The sequence below is a fragment of the Nonomuraea angiospora genome, from assembly GCF_014873145.1.
Classification (GTDB): domain Bacteria; phylum Actinomycetota; class Actinomycetes; order Streptosporangiales; family Streptosporangiaceae; genus Nonomuraea; species Nonomuraea angiospora.
Genome location: NZ_JADBEK010000001.1, coordinates 1,088,391 through 1,102,063, shown reverse-complemented (window position 1 = coordinate 1,102,063; position 13,673 = coordinate 1,088,391). Strand labels below are relative to the sequence as shown.

The window sequence follows — 13,673 nt, the reverse complement described above, 5'->3', positions numbered from 1 at the left end:
GAGCTGTTCGCCGAAGTCTGAGGACCAGAGAAGGCGGGCAGAATGGACATCACTACAGATTCGTCCCATCCCCCGGCCACGGTGGACCGGGCGTCTCCCTTGACCCTGCCGGTAGTCCTGGTCGGCGTCGTCCTGGTGGCGATGTCCATTTCGGGGACCGCGGTCGCGCTGCCGAGCATCGGCCGCGAGCTCGACGCCTCCGGATCCCCGTTGAACTGGGTCGTCGCAGGTTACAACCTGGCCTTCGCGGCCATGACGCTCATCGCGGGATCGACGGCCGACCGGATCGGCCGCCGGAGGGTGTTCATCCTCGCGGCGCTGGTCTTCGCGGCCGGATTCCTCGCCACGGCACTGAGCCCGGCGATCCTCGTCACCGACATCGCCCGCATCGTCTCCGGCGCCGGTGGCGCGGGGATCATGGCCGCGGGCGGCGCCATCCTGGCCTCCAGCTACGACGGTGCGGCCTGCAATCGGGCCTTCGCCCTGATGGGCACCATGGCCGGGATCGGCATCGCCATCGGCCCCACCCTGTCAGGGCTGCTGATCATCGCCACCGGGTGGCGGGGAAGCTTCGCGGTCTTCACCATCATCGGCCTGCTGGTGGCTCTGGGCGCGACCCGTGCCCGCGAGTCCCGCGCGAGCGACGGCGGCCCGGTCGACTGGGCAGGCGCCGCACTGTTCGTCGTCGCGCTGGCACTGCTCATGTTCGCGCTCCTGGAGGCGCCCACGCTCGGCTGGACCCACCCGGTCATCCTCATCACCGGGATCGCCGGACTGGTCGCCCTGGTCATCTTCGGCTTCGTCCAGCGGCGCAGCCCCGCCCCGGTCCTGGCCCCCGCCCTGGTCGCCAACCGCGGCTTCCTGGGCTGGAGTCTGGCGACCCTGACCACCTCGATAGGGTTCCTCGGCGTCCTGGTCTTCCTGCCCACCTACCTGCAGGCGGCGGCAGGACTGTCCCCCGCGTCGGCGGGGGCGGCGATGCTACTGCTGACCGCGCCAGTGCTGATCATGCCCATGGCCGCCGTGACCCTGGTGAACAAGGGGGTTCCGGCCCGCCTGCTGATCATGATCGCGCTACTCCTGGTGGTGGCGGGGAACCTGTGGCTGGTGATGCTGAACGCCGACCACGCGGTCGCGTCCGTCGCGGCCCCGCTGGTGATGATCGGCGTCGGTATGGGCGCGTCGTTCGGCATCACGGACGGCCAGGCCATGGCTCTGGTGTCGGCCAATGCCGTAGGCATGGCGGCCGGATTCCTCAACACGCTGCGCGGGGCCGCCGAGGCTCTTGTGATCGCCGCGTTCAGTGCCTCCCTCATCGGCCTCCTCACGGCCAGGCTCGGCGACACGACCCGCGCCGCCGCTGTCGGCGCCGGACGCCTCACCACCGGAGCCGAGGCCGCGGAGCTGGACGCCTTCACCTGGTCCTGGCACCTGACCCAGCTCGGCGTCGGACTACTGTGCCTCATGCTGTCGATCGTCGTGGCCGCCCTGATCCACGGCCGAGCCCCGGCTTCGCGCCGCGCCACCTGACCACTGTCCCGAGCACAACAAGGAGAGATGCCGTGCGCGCCAGCCCGGACGATCACCTCACGATCGGTGAGATCATCCGCCGGACCGGCGTGCCCGCCTCCGCCCTGCACTTCTACGAACGCAAGGGCCTGATCTTCAGCGAACGCGGCAGCGGCAACCAGCGGATCTTCTCCCGGCACATGCTCCGAAGGATTTCCTTGATCATCGTGGCCAAGCGCCTGCATATCCCGCTGTCGGACGTCGCCGAGGTCTTCGCCACCCTGCCCACCGATCATGCCCCCACCCACAGAGACTGGCAGCGAGTCTCCCGTGCGTGGAAGAAACAGCTCGAGGAACGCCGTCGCGCCATCGAAGCCCTCGAGCAGGAGCTCACGGGCTGCATCGGCTGCGGCTGCCTGTCGATGAAGGCCTGCCTGCTGCTCAACCCTGACGACGCCCTCCGCGGACGGGGTCCGGGGCCGGTACGACTCCAGGAGCCTGACGCCACCTTTCCGGACGAACCACCACATGATCAGAGGCGGCGATGACGATGTCAAGGACGGTCTGGTCGGAAGGAAGAGAGGATGGGGTCACGGCTCTCGGTAAGGATCTCCGTTGCGAGCAGCCGGCCCAGGAGTGGTGCGAGGGTGATCCCGCTGTGTGCGGAGAGTTCGTAGTAGCCGGGGAGGCTTGCGCTTTCGCCTATGGCCGGCCTGCCATCGGCTGGTGTCGGTCGCGGGCCTCGGGTGATCCGCCGTGGAGTGATGTGGCCGGCGTCCGGGAACATGCATCGGGCTCGGTTGAGGAGGGTTTCGGCGGCGAGTTCTGCTGTGGTCTGGTCGTGGTCGAAGAGGCCGTCGATGTCGTGACTGTGCAGAAGGGCACGACGGGCGTCCAGCAGGTCCTCGGCCGGGACGCCGGGGGCACCTCGCGGCCGCCCTGCAGTGCCTCGGCCATCAGCCGTGCCAGGCGCTGCCCGCCGTCTCCGGCCAGCCAGTCCAGCCGCGGGTTGGTGGGCTGCCACGGCGTCACCAGGGTCCAGGAGCGCACCGGCAGCGTCTGGCTGACGAAGGTGTTCCAGGAGGCTTCGATCTTGCGTGCCTGGCCGGCCGTCAGCGGGCGGCTGTAGCGCTTGACCTGGTAGATGTCGAAGCCGTCGGGATTCTCCACGCGTACGTCGACGCCGCGATCTCCCTTGGACGGGGTGGGCTGATTGCCGTGCGGGTACTTGAGCAGCAGCAGCGCCGCGACGAACTCCTCGACCTTCTCCCCGGGCTCGCGCTCCCAGGTCACCGTCGTCATGCCTCACAGGGAGTCAACCCACATAAGCGCAAAACCCACATTGGGATGATCTTGAGGCAGGCAGCCCAATCATCGGTGCCAACGCTGGGCAGGGCTGCGGCTTATGAGGTTGCTAATCAGTTTCCTCATCCCTGCTCGGGACGCCGCTCAGACCCCTCGGGCGGAGGATGGGTACGAGTCCCCGCCGACGTCGGTTCGTCTACAGCGCAGGCGCTCATCGGACTGGTCCGGGTTAGCACCGACAAGCAGAAGACCCAGCGGCAGCATGACGCTCTCGATCCGGTTTGTCTGAAGGTCATCGAGGAGAAGGCCAGCGGCAAGCTCGCCACCAGTGACCGGCCCGACCTCCTCACCGCGCTGTCCTACATCCGCGAGGGCGACCTGCTGACCGTCCAGGAAGTCGACCGGCTCGGCCGCAATCTCCTGGAAGGACTGATCGTCCTCAACGACCTGTTCCAGCAGGGCGTCGGCGTCAAGGTGCTGGAGGGCATCGGCGCCGGCGAGCACACCGAACGCTCCTTCATCCTCGACCTGGCCCTCGCTCTGGCTGAGGACCGTCGCCGCGACATCGTCCGCAAGACCAAGAACGGCCTGGAGACGGCCCGAAAGCAAGGCAAGGTCGGCGGCCGCCGCCCCGTGGTCGACGACGACAAGCGCGTCGCGATCCTCGACCGTCGCCGGCGCGGGGAATCCATCCGCACCATCGCCGCCGGGGTGAAGGTCTCCGTTGGCGTCGTTCATAAAACCCTCGCAGCCGCTGCCGAGGGCAACCCCGCTGACCAGCTCCCGATTCCCTGAGGAGCACGCCGTGCCACTGCCGCAGATTCCGCTCGACGACCCGCGCGTCCTGGCCCTGGCCAGGGCCCGCCAGCAGTTCGCCCACGACTGCACGTTTGTGCCGACGTGGGAGAAACTGACCGACGAGGAACGCGAGGGCTCCTTGCCCCGACGCCCGCAACTACCTGGAGTCGGCGGTCAACGACGGGCTTGTTCCGGCCGTGGAACTGATCGACAGCGGATGGCGCGCGAGCCTGACCAACATCAACAACGAGATCGAGCGGCAGGCCACGTTGTATGGCCACCGCAGCCGCCGACCTCCCGCTGCTGCTCTACCGGTTCCATATCGCCTTCACCGGCGGGATGAGCGTCGGAATGGTAACTGAAAAGCTGGCCGAGACCGCCGAGCACGTCGGCGAGTTCGCACGCGAGTTCTGCGAACAGAACTACGTCGACGTGGGCGAAGACAAGACCGCAGACCGGCGTAATGCCCTCACAGGCATGGAAGCCGCCGCCGCGACCTTTCCCCGCGCCGTGGACCTCATCGTTTAAACGAGGCCCCGGTGTGTCCACACCGACGTCAGGACGGTTAGTCGCGAAAGTCGGAACCTGCCGGGCCCTAACGTGACTGACCGTAGTGTCGATCACAGGGAGCTACTTTGGGCTGGTCGCAGAACCCAGTGAGGTTATTTCTAGTGCGATAGCTCAGAGCTACCGCTGGGGCGTGCTGAAGATGGCCTGTCGTCAGAGCCCTCCTGGAGGGCGATCGCAACGCTGTCACCCAGCCGGTGCCGCTGTCGAAGGAGCTTCACGCGTGGCGGCTGCCACGGAGGCGGGCAGGGCACTCCCAGCGGCCATGTGTTCGATCAGTTCGAGGACGGCCTTGGAACCACCGTTCGCCTGGAGCCACTGGCTCGCCCGGCAGGCGGCCTTGGCGTAGGTGTCCTGGTCCGCTTGCGCGGTGCGCAGCCAGTCGTCAAGTGTTCGGGGCAGGGCTCCCGGCGTGGACACCCGGCACCGGTCACCGGTGCCCTCGGGCTTGAGGTAGCGCGGGTCATCGGAGACCACGACGGCCAGTCCTTCGTCGAACCATTGCGGGATGGGCCCGGCGTCGGATCCTAGACGGGCGTGCAGTTCGACGTGTGACATCTCGTGTGAGGCGATCACCGCATCGAGGCCCTTCGGTGACAGCATGACCGCGCGGTTCAGCACGGCGATCCCACGCTCCCCGCCACCGCCGATCTTTCGGTAGCACGTGGTGGTCACGCAGGCCAGGATGTCGGGAGAGCTCCGGCGTCCGCCGTAGAAGTCTGACACCCGGCGGTTGGCCGCTTCGATCACCTCGGTCACCTGCCGCTCCCGTGCTGGCGGCAGCCCCGGCTCCAGATACAGGCCGGGCCTGGCCTGTTTCATGCCGTAGCAGCCAGGGCAGGTCGTGGCGGCGACCGATGGAAAGGCCACCACGACACCGGCCACCACGGCCACGACCAGCCCTGCGGCTGTGGCCAGCAGCCACCGCCACGTTGTGCGCCTTCGACTCATCACACCACTCCATATGATGACGTTCCGCATCGTGCAGCTTCGTTGGACGGGTTGCTGGGTGCTGCGGACCTGGGTTGGACACCCGGCAAGCGGCCGCGCGGGCCGAGCGGCGGTGCCGAGAGGACTTTCACTCCTCCTCATGCGAGGACACCAATCCTGAGCGGTAGGCGTGGATCGCGGCTTGGACACGGGTGCGCACGCCGATCTTGGTCAGGACACGCGACACGTGGATCTTGACGGTGCCTGCGGCGATGCGCAGATGTCCGGCGATCTCGGCGTTGGTGCGGCCCAGCGCGACCAGGCGGAGGACCTCCGTTTCCCGGATCGTCAACTCCAGGCCATGGCCTCGCACCGGTGGGGTGGCGAAGCGGCGGACGAGCCTGCGGGTGACTTGCGGGTCGATCAGTCCCTGCCCTCGGTGGGCCGCGCGTATCGCTGCCAGATAGAGGTCGGGGTCGCCGTCCTTGAGCAGAAAGCCCACGGCACCCGCTTCGAGTGCCCCGAAGAGGTATTCGTCGGTGTCGAACGTGGTCAGTGCGATGATCGGCCTGTCCGGTGCCCGTGCCGTCAGCCGCCGGATCGCCGTGATGCCGTCGGTGCCCGGCATTCGCAGGTCGGTGAGGATGACGTCCGGCTGGTGCTCGCGCGCCATGCTGATCAGCTCGGCTCCGTCGCTCGCGGCACCGAGGAAGGCGATGTCGGGCTCATGGCTGAGCAGCTGCCGCAGTCCCTCGCGGGCGAGCTGCTGGTCGTCGGCGATCAGCAGCCGGATCACGGGAGCACCTTCCGGGCCGGATGACCGTACGCTGAGGACATCGTGCAAGGGCCGGGTTCTGTGCCGCCGGCCGTTTCCGCCGATCTGTCGTCACGCGCATGTGGAGGAAGGGCGGGCAGGCTGGCGCGCACCCGCCAGCCGTTTCTGCCGTGTGGACCGATGTGGCACTGTCCTCCGAGCGCCGCCACCCGCTCGCGTATGCCCGCCAGGCCCTGCCCATCGCGGCGCCCACCCCTTGGGGCGCCGCCGTCGGCCGGCAGCCGGGGCGGGCCTGGATCGTCGATGGTGACGACCACCTGGCTGCTCACCGCACGGACCGTGACCGAGGCCAGCGCGGTGGTGGAGTGCCGCGCCACGTTGGTCAGCGCCTCCTGCACGATCCGGTAGGCGCAGGCCGCCGTCTCAGGGTGGACGGTGCTCTCGAGGCGAGGGTCGACCTTCAGGGAGACGACCAGTCCCGGGCCGCCGCTGCGTTCCGCCAGCGCGGGCAGGCCGGCGAGACCTCCGCTGTGAGCGTGGTCCTCGCGGCCCGAGCGCACCAAGGTCGCGAGCAGCGCCCGGATCTCGGCCAGCGCCTCGGCCGACAGACCGGCGATCCCGGCCAGCGCGCGGTCGGCCTCGCAGTCGTGACCGGCCAGCGCCCGCCGGGCACCGACCGCCTGAAGCCTGATCGCGCTGAGGTGATGCCCGACGACGTCATGCACCTCCCGGGCGATCCGCGCGGCCTCCTGCGAGCGTGCCTGCTCCTCCCTGGCACGCTGCAGCCGCGCGGCCTGCACGGCACGGTCGGCTCGCAGCCGCAGCGCGTAGCCGGCGGCGACCGGCATCGCGCCGGCTGCCGCGTAGACGGACACGGTGGCGAGGTCCGGCACGGACCCGCCCCCGAGGCCTGCCGCCACCGCCCAGGCGGCCGAGCCGATCAGGAGCACCGAGCGCAGCCGATGGCGGTGGTAGGCCGCCGAGGCGACGATCAGGCCCAGGACCCAGATCCCGGCGTCGCGCTCCAGCGCGAGGCCGAGCGCCAGCATCACCGTCGCGGACGCGACCACTGCCGTCAGCGGCAGCCGCCTGCGCAGCGCCAGCGGCGCGCAGACGGCTAGGATCGGCGCCGCCCACGCCGCGCCCGCATCGGTGATCTCGGCGGGCTGACCGCGCCACCATGCGTCCAGTGCCGAGACGGTCAGGGCGATGATCGCCACGGCGCAGGCGAGCAGGGCGTCGCGGCCCATGAGCGGTATACGTCGCCAGACGCCGGCCGGAAAGGGGCACAAAGCCGCTAGTCGTCTCACGCGATCAGTATCACGCCGGCCAGGCGGGGCACGTGGTGCCGGGGGCGGGCAGCTTGCCGTCGATGAGGTAGCGGTTCACGTGGCCGGTGACACAGGGGTCGCCGGCGTTGAGGTAGCGGCCGTGGCCGATGTCGTCGTACTTGACCGTGACCGAGCCGGGGACCTGGTCGGTGATGGCGCGGACGGAGGGGTACTCGTAGACCGGGCCGATGCCGAGCAGCGGCGGCAGCTTGCGGGCCGGTAGCGGCGCCGGCGGGTTGGTGGCCTTGGGCGCCCACGGCGAGCAGGCGAGCCAGGCGTTCTCCCGCATGCCGGAGAAGTTCGGTGACACCTTCACCGAGCGCCGCACGGCCGCGCGGTAGGCGTGGTAGCCGTCGTAGCGGAACCCGTCGGCGCAGTTGACCGCGAGCATGGCGGTGACCCGCGGCGGCAGGCCGCGGCCTTGGGGGTCGAAGCCGGACGCGTCGCCCTTGGCGGCGCTCGCGATGGCCTTGGCCAGCGCGGGCCACTCCGCCGTGCTGTCGACCAGGCCGTAGGCCAGGAATTTCAGGTCGTCGCCGTCGTAGCGGCGCTCACCGGCGGCAGCGGCACCGGTCAGGGGACGGCGCTCGGCCCGCCGGACGACGGCCTGCCAGGTCTTCTCCACGTCGGTGCCCCGCAGCGCGCAGTCGGAAGCGTCGGCGCACCAGCGGACGAACCGCTGGAACCCCGCCTCCAGCCCCTCGTATTGCAGTCGCTCCGACTTCGCCAGCGGGTCCACGTGGTCGGGCACGCTGTCCACCGCCATCGCGCGCAGCCGCTGGGGGAACAGCCGCGCGTAGGAGGCTCCGAGCACCCCGCCGTAGGAGTTGCCGAGGAAGGAGATCTTCTGCTCGCCGAGGGCGGCGCGGATCGCGTCCATGTCGCGGGCCTGGGTGGCGGAGTCCAGGTGGGCGAACAGGTCGGGCACGGCGTCCCTGCAGGGGGCGATCCCGGCGGCGTTCGCCTTGAGCGCCTGGTCGTACTCGCGCCGGCTGTCCGGCGTGGCGAAGGCGGGACCGGCCGCGCACGCGGCGAGTGGGATGTGCTCGCCGCTCACCCCGCCGCGCGGGTTCCAGGTGACGACGTCCATGCGGGTGCGCAGCCCGGCGAAGTGGGGCAGCGCCCGGGACAGCTCCTGGACGCCGGCGCCACCGGGGCCGCCAGGGCTGAACAGGACGGTGCCCGCGGCCGCCGCGCCGGTCGCCGGCGCCCTGCCCACCGTGAGGGCGATCGTCTTCCCGCCGGGCTTCGACCAGTCGACGGGCACGGTCAAGGTGGCGCACTGCAGCTCGGCCGAGATCTTCCCCCCGCAGGCGGACCAGGTCAGGGGCGGCGCGGGCGCTCCGCTGGATGAGGCGGAGGCGGCTGGAGCGTACGCTCCCATCGTCATCACGAGGGGCACGGCAAGCAAAACCGATCGTGGCCGGGTCATCGAATCCTCCAACAGGAGATGGTGCGGCGAGCGCCGCAGATGACCTCACAGATTAGGCACACCGATCTCCCGCCACATCTGCCACTAGACATACCTATGACCCGCCACACCAACGCCGACAATTCGACTGCCATCCTGGTGCGAGCGAGATCTGGATGGAGTGCTACGCCGCCTCCGCCAGAGTGGTGAAGTCGATCTCGGGCAGGTCAGGGTCGAAGTCATCAGGCCGCAGCCGCAGCACATCGGTGGCGTACAGGCCGAACCGGCTGATGTGCGCGGTCAGGTAGGGCGAGAGCTGCGCGACGTCCTCGGCGCTGATCTCCCAGCCCTCGGCCAGCAGTCGGCGCATCACCTCCATCATGTCCAGCGCTGTATGGAAGATCACGCAGTTGGCCAGCAGGGAGTTGAACTTGATCATCTTCTCCTGCTCGGCCGGGTCGTTGACGGCGATGACGCCGTCGTTGCCGAACCGCAGCCAGCCAGAGAAGCCGTTGAACCCCTCCACCTTGTTGGTGACCGCGGTGACGCGCCTGCGCAGCGCGGGATCGGCCAGGAAGCGCAGCAGCGCCACGGTGCGCACACTGCGGCCGACCTCCCGGAACGCCCGGTAGATCTCGTTCTTGCGGGAGTGGGAGCCGAGCCGGCGCAACAAGGTGACCGAGTTGAGCCTACCCTCGCGGATCGAAATCGCCACCCGCATGAGATCGGGCCACATCTTCTCCACCAGTCCCCCAATCGATCACGATTCGGGCGCCGTTCTCGCTGCGGAACAAGGCGTCGATGTGGCGGTAGGTGACGTGGTCGGCGTGCTGGAAGAAGGTCAGGCCCTTCCAGTTGCGGATGCGCGGCATCAGATCGAACCCGAACAAATGCGCGAGGGTAAAGACGGGGAACGATTGGCCCTGGGTATCGGCGTGCACCGTCTTGGGCTGGACCTCGGAGGCGTTCGCCAGCAGCCCATCGATGATGTAGATCGCCTCCCACGCCCCACAAGGAACAAAACGGGAAAACAACGCAATATAGTTATCAGATGCGTAATGGTAGGCAATACCACCAAAACCCCCATATCTGATCGAAGTCTCGGCGAGCAGGTTGTCGATGTAGGTGTCGACCTGGGTGCCGTCGGTGCCCACGCTGCTGCCATCGCCCCACGCCTTGACCACGTCCAGCTGGGCGAAGGCGTTGACCACGTCGGTGATCGCCTTGTTCAGCTTGGCCAGGCTGATGTGCCGGTTCTTGGCCAGCGAGATCTCGTGCGCGGTGATCCCCTCGATGTGCCGGGCCGCCTCGGCCGGGCCCATGTTCGACCCGACGCGAACGTGGTCAAAACGTAGCGGTCCTGCGGCTTCTTCAGCTTCGGGTCGTGGCCGGAGGCGGGCCCGAAGTGCCGGTGCCAGCCCAGCCAGTACGCGGTGCGCGACACAATCTCGATCAGCGTGCGCTCGGGCATCCGCGCCTTGATCTCCGCCCCCAGCTTGGCCGCGGTCGCGGTGGTGCCGAGCCCGGCCAGCCGCTTGAGCGTCGGGGTGCCGTCCTTGGCGAACGTCAAGTCCTCGTTGTCGGCGTAGCCGGCGTCCAGGTGCTCGGCGGCCTGACGGTGGCGTTCCTTCAGCTCGGCCACGAACTCGGCCGCGGATCCCGGCAGGCCCGCCTCGGCGCAGTAGGCCGCCAGCAGGGGCCGGCACTGGTAGAAGCTCAGCAGGTGGGCGCTCCAGTCGCCGTACTCCGCCGCCCCGGCCACCGCGATGTCCCCGGTGCGTACCTCCTCGGCCAGGTAGGCGAACACCATCGCCTCGAAGTGCCGTTTGACCAGCATGCCCGGATGCTTGCGATCCCGGATCGCGCGCAGCCAGTTGGCCGAGGCGAACCCCAGATCCAGTAGGCGGCCATCGGTGCCGCGAGCGGGGATGAAGTCGCGGGTCTTGCCCCAGTAGGTCAAAGCGTGCTCCAGAGCCTTCAGCACGCTGCGGTCGGCGGAGGTCGCCTTGAACCGCAACACGCCGGTCAGGGCGAGCATGGTGGACCGGTCGGCCTTGAAGAACTGCTGGATGAGCAGCTCGTGGTTGTCGTGCTGGTAGGCGGTGACCTCTTCGATGTCGGCCAGCTGCGCGCTCGCGCCGCCGGCCCGCTCCACCACCTGGCGGACCGACCCCATCCCCGCGGCCTGCATCCGCACCGCCTTGACCAGCGCCTCGACCGCGGTCTCCAGACCGGTCCGCGGATCTGGCTCGGCGTTTTCCTCGCCGGCCTCCCGGCCCGCCACGCTGCCGGTCTCGGCGCTGGCCTCGCTGCCGGCGTCCGCGTCCCCGGCTGGGCCGGTCAGCGCGGCCAGGGCCATCATCACCATCTGCGCGGCCGCGACCTCGGCCGCCTCCACCGGCCCGCCCGGCACCAGGCCCTGCAGCACCCCCCGGTAGGTGCCGATCAAGCCTTCCACCACCTGCCGCTGCCGCAAGTGGATCTCCTCCAGTTTGGCCTTGGCCTTCTTGTTCGTGGCCGCCGTCCGCTTGCACAACATCTCGGCGAGATCATCACGCGCCCGCGCCTGAGCGGTGTGCACCAGGCACACCAGCAACGCGACCCGCTTGGCGTCGACCGTGTAGGACCGGGCCAGCACATCGGCGTCGGCCGCCTCGGCCTCCCCGGCGAAATCGGCGATCTTCGAGGCGGCGATGCCCTCCAGCACCATCTCGGTATCGCCCAGCCCCGCCACCCAGGCCAGGTGGGCAGCCTGGGCCTTGAACTTCGACCAGCTCGCCCGCCGCGCCGGCTTCTTCAGCCGGTCCAGATCACTCTTGCCGCCCGGCCCGACCACCAGCAACGCCTCGATCCGGGCGCGGCCCTCAGCGCCCAGCCGCCGCCAGATCGTCTGGAAGATCTGCCCGTTGACCTGGCCGCGGATCGTCGACTCCATAGTGTCCAGGGTGGAGAACGCCGGCAGCTCCAGCTGCGCCTGCGTCAGCCGCTCCAATGCCACGTTGATCAGGTCTGGCGGGTGGTTCTTCACCCACGCCGCCCGGGTCAACGCCTTGGCCGCGATCTTGCGAGCCTTGCCCGGCGCGCACGCCACCCCCTCCCGGCGCCGCACCAGCACCCGATGCGACTCTGCCGTACGCGGCGAGGCATACACCGGCGCCACATCCTCACCCACCTCCAGGCACCGCCGTACATGCTCCACCACCACGGGCGGCACCTCACGAGCCTTGGCGAAACGACCCAGCCGCTGAACCGTGCACGGCCTGGCTGATCCGCTCGGCCGCCTGGTCGGGGTCGGGCCGGTCGGCGTCCAGCCACGCGATGACGGCCTCCAGGGTGAAGCCGGGGAGCAGGGTTGGCGGCCCAGTCCAGCCACGGCCCTTCCGGGATGACGCGGGCCAGGTTGCGGCGGCCGACCTCGCGGGAGGCGGCGGTGATGGAGTCGATCAGGTCGCGGAAGTCGGGCTCGCGGGCCGCGTAACGGAACAGCAGCCGGAACCCGTCGGGGTCGGCCGCGGCGGCGCGCAGCAGGGCGGGGATGGCGTCGTCGCCGAAGTCGTCGGCGCCGGTGGCCTCGGCCAGCCGGACGCAGGCCCGATCGAGCACGGCCCGATACAGCATCGCCCGGGTCAGCTCGGCCTCGGCGGCGATGTCGTCCAGATCGGTGGCGGCGTATCCGGCATGGGCGAAGGCGCGTGTGGCCGATACAAATGCTCGTCTACCTTTTGGAGGTCCTCCTGGCGCACGCTCCCGTCCAGCTGCCGTATGAGCAGCCCGACCCGATGCGGCCCGCGCCGCTGCTGCGCGAGCTGCAGGCGCGCATTCCGATTCACGCCATCCGCCACCGCGGTCGGCGATCCCGGCTGGCAGGTGACCGGATACGAGGAAGTACGCCAGCTACTCGACGACGACCGGCTCGGCCGCGCCCACCGCGAGCCGGACAAGGCCTCCCGCACCGGCGAGTCGGCGATGTTCGGCGGCCCGCTGGGCGACTTCGGCACCGAGCAGGCCGACCACCGGCGGATGCACGCGCTGCTGCAGCCGCACTTCTCGCCCAAGCGCATGCGCGCGCTGCGCGCCCGGGTCGAGACGCTCACCACGGGTCTGCTGGACGAGTTGGTTGAGGCCGGGCCGCCCGCCGACCTGCACGCCGCGCTGGCGCTGCCTCTGCCGATCGCGGTCATCTGCGAGCTGCTCGGCGTGCCGTTCGAGGACCGCGCGCAGTTCCGGGCCTGGACCCAGGCCGCCGGCGACGTCACCGACCGCGCCCGCTCCGAGCAGGGCCTGACCGAGCTGTTTTCTACGGCCAGCAGCTCGTGGCACGTAAGCGCGCCGGCGGTGACCCGGACGCCGATGTGATCTCCCGGCTGGCCGCCACCGATGGGGTGAGCGACGACGAGGCCGCCGCGATGGGCATGTTCCTGCTGTTCGCCGGGCACGAGACCACGGTCGCCGCGATCGACGAGGGCGCGCTGTGGCTGCTGGCCCACCCCGAGCAGAGGACGAACCTGCGACGGCCGGTCTTCGGCCGGATGTATCCGGCGATGGCCCGCGCCCTGGACGAGGGCGGCCGCCGCCGATGCCGCGGTCGCCGTCGAGGTGCTGCCGGGGCTGGCCGAGCGGCTCCCAGCCGCTGATCGCAGCGTGGACACGGTGGTGTTCTGCCTGGTGCTGTGCTCCCTGCCCGACGTCCCGGCGGCGCTGGCCGAGGCACGGCGCGTGCTCAAACCCGGCGGGCAGGTGCGGTTCCTGGAGCACGGACGCGCTGACACGCGCGGCCTGGCCCGGGTGCAGGCGGTGCTGGACGCCACTATCTGGCCGCACCTGGCCGGCGGCTGCCACACCGGCCGCGACACCCTGGCGGAGATCGAGCGGGCCGGTTTCACCGTGGAGTATTCGGTGCCTGGGAGGTCGGGAACCTTGCCGTTCGCTGCCCGTCCGGGTGTTCATGCTGGCGCGTCCCGCCGAGCTGCAAAGTGGATCCGGAAGGCGCAAGCTTCGTCCGGGCGGGACACCCCGTGCCGGCCTGGTCTGTTCCAGCCCGGTGACA

Annotated in this window: 11 protein-coding genes and 3 pseudogenes; 7 read left to right on the top strand and 7 right to left on the bottom strand. The window is 69.8% G+C overall.

Annotation, left to right across the window (positions count from 1 at the left end):
* Positions 1 to 42 precede the first annotated feature (42 nt).
* Together H4W80_RS04980 and soxR are read left to right on the top strand one after the other, a co-directional pair.
* Positions 43 to 1,530 carry an MFS transporter gene (locus H4W80_RS04980; RefSeq protein ID WP_225963242.1) on the top strand — a complete coding sequence of 496 codons (1,488 nt, stop codon included), beginning with the start codon at positions 43 to 45 and terminating at the stop codon, positions 1,528 to 1,530.
* A gap of 32 nt (positions 1,531 to 1,562) precedes the next feature.
* Positions 1,563 to 2,057: a redox-sensitive transcriptional activator SoxR gene (gene soxR / locus H4W80_RS04975; protein WP_192783985.1), complete on the top strand. Its 495-nt coding sequence runs from the start codon at positions 1,563 to 1,565 to the stop codon at positions 2,055 to 2,057.
* A gap of 154 nt (positions 2,058 to 2,211) precedes the next feature.
* Here the strand turns inward: soxR and H4W80_RS04970 are convergent, their stop codons facing one another.
* On the bottom strand, positions 2,212 to 2,811 hold the full coding sequence (locus tag H4W80_RS04970) for a PDDEXK family nuclease (protein ID WP_192783984.1): 600 nt from the start codon (positions 2,809 to 2,811) through the stop codon (positions 2,212 to 2,214).
* A gap of 75 nt (positions 2,812 to 2,886) precedes the next feature.
* Here H4W80_RS04970 and H4W80_RS04965 point away from each other — a divergent pair, with 75 nt between their 5' ends.
* Together H4W80_RS04965 and H4W80_RS04960 are read left to right on the top strand one after the other, a co-directional pair.
* Positions 2,887 to 3,609 (top strand): recombinase family protein, encoded by a 723-nt coding sequence (locus H4W80_RS04965; protein ID WP_318786704.1) that lies wholly within the window; start codon positions 2,887 to 2,889, stop codon positions 3,607 to 3,609.
* A gap of 276 nt (positions 3,610 to 3,885) precedes the next feature.
* Positions 3,886 to 4,140, top strand: a complete 255-nt coding sequence (locus H4W80_RS04960; protein ID WP_192783982.1) for a hypothetical protein — start codon at positions 3,886 to 3,888, stop codon at positions 4,138 to 4,140.
* Positions 4,141 to 4,365: 225 nt separating this feature from the next.
* Here the strand turns inward: H4W80_RS04960 and H4W80_RS04955 are convergent, their stop codons facing one another.
* From H4W80_RS04955 to H4W80_RS64395, 6 genes and pseudogenes are all read right to left on the bottom strand, one after another.
* On the bottom strand, positions 4,366 to 5,073 hold the full coding sequence (locus tag H4W80_RS04955) for a hypothetical protein (protein WP_192783981.1): 708 nt from the start codon (positions 5,071 to 5,073) through the stop codon (positions 4,366 to 4,368).
* A 184-nt stretch (positions 5,074 to 5,257) separates the two neighbouring features.
* Positions 5,258 to 5,905, bottom strand: coding sequence for a response regulator (locus tag H4W80_RS04950; protein WP_192783980.1), 648 nt, complete (start codon positions 5,903 to 5,905; stop codon positions 5,258 to 5,260).
* Complete coding sequence (locus tag H4W80_RS04945; RefSeq protein ID WP_192783979.1) at positions 5,902 to 7,134, bottom strand: sensor histidine kinase; 1,233 nt, start codon at positions 7,132 to 7,134, stop codon at positions 5,902 to 5,904. Before H4W80_RS04945 ends, H4W80_RS04950 begins: the two co-directional genes overlap by 4 nt.
* A 70-nt stretch (positions 7,135 to 7,204) precedes the next feature.
* Positions 7,205 to 8,605, bottom strand: a complete 1,401-nt coding sequence (locus tag H4W80_RS04940) for an alpha/beta fold hydrolase (protein ID WP_225964503.1) — start codon at positions 8,603 to 8,605, stop codon at positions 7,205 to 7,207.
* A gap of 205 nt (positions 8,606 to 8,810) precedes the next feature.
* Positions 8,811 to 10,808, bottom strand: a pseudogene (locus H4W80_RS64405) (transposase); the annotation flags it as partial.
* An 810-nt stretch (positions 10,809 to 11,618) separates the two neighbouring features.
* Positions 11,619 to 11,825, bottom strand: a pseudogene (locus tag H4W80_RS64395) (hypothetical protein); the annotation flags it as partial.
* Positions 11,826 to 12,493: 668 nt separating this feature from the next.
* Between H4W80_RS64395 and H4W80_RS04915 the strand changes: the two are divergent.
* From H4W80_RS04915 to H4W80_RS64390, 3 genes and pseudogenes are all read left to right on the top strand, one after another.
* On the top strand, positions 12,494 to 12,982 hold the full coding sequence (locus H4W80_RS04915) for a cytochrome P450 family protein (protein WP_192783975.1): 489 nt from the start codon (positions 12,494 to 12,496) through the stop codon (positions 12,980 to 12,982).
* Positions 12,940 to 13,260, top strand: a complete 321-nt coding sequence (locus tag H4W80_RS04910; RefSeq protein ID WP_192783974.1) for a hypothetical protein — start codon at positions 12,940 to 12,942, stop codon at positions 13,258 to 13,260. Before H4W80_RS04915 ends, H4W80_RS04910 begins: the two co-directional genes overlap by 43 nt.
* Positions 13,223 to 13,351, top strand: a pseudogene (locus tag H4W80_RS64390) (class I SAM-dependent methyltransferase); the annotation flags it as partial. The gene H4W80_RS04910 and the pseudogene H4W80_RS64390, both read left to right, overlap by 38 nt.
* Positions 13,352 to 13,673: the final 322 nt, after the last annotated feature.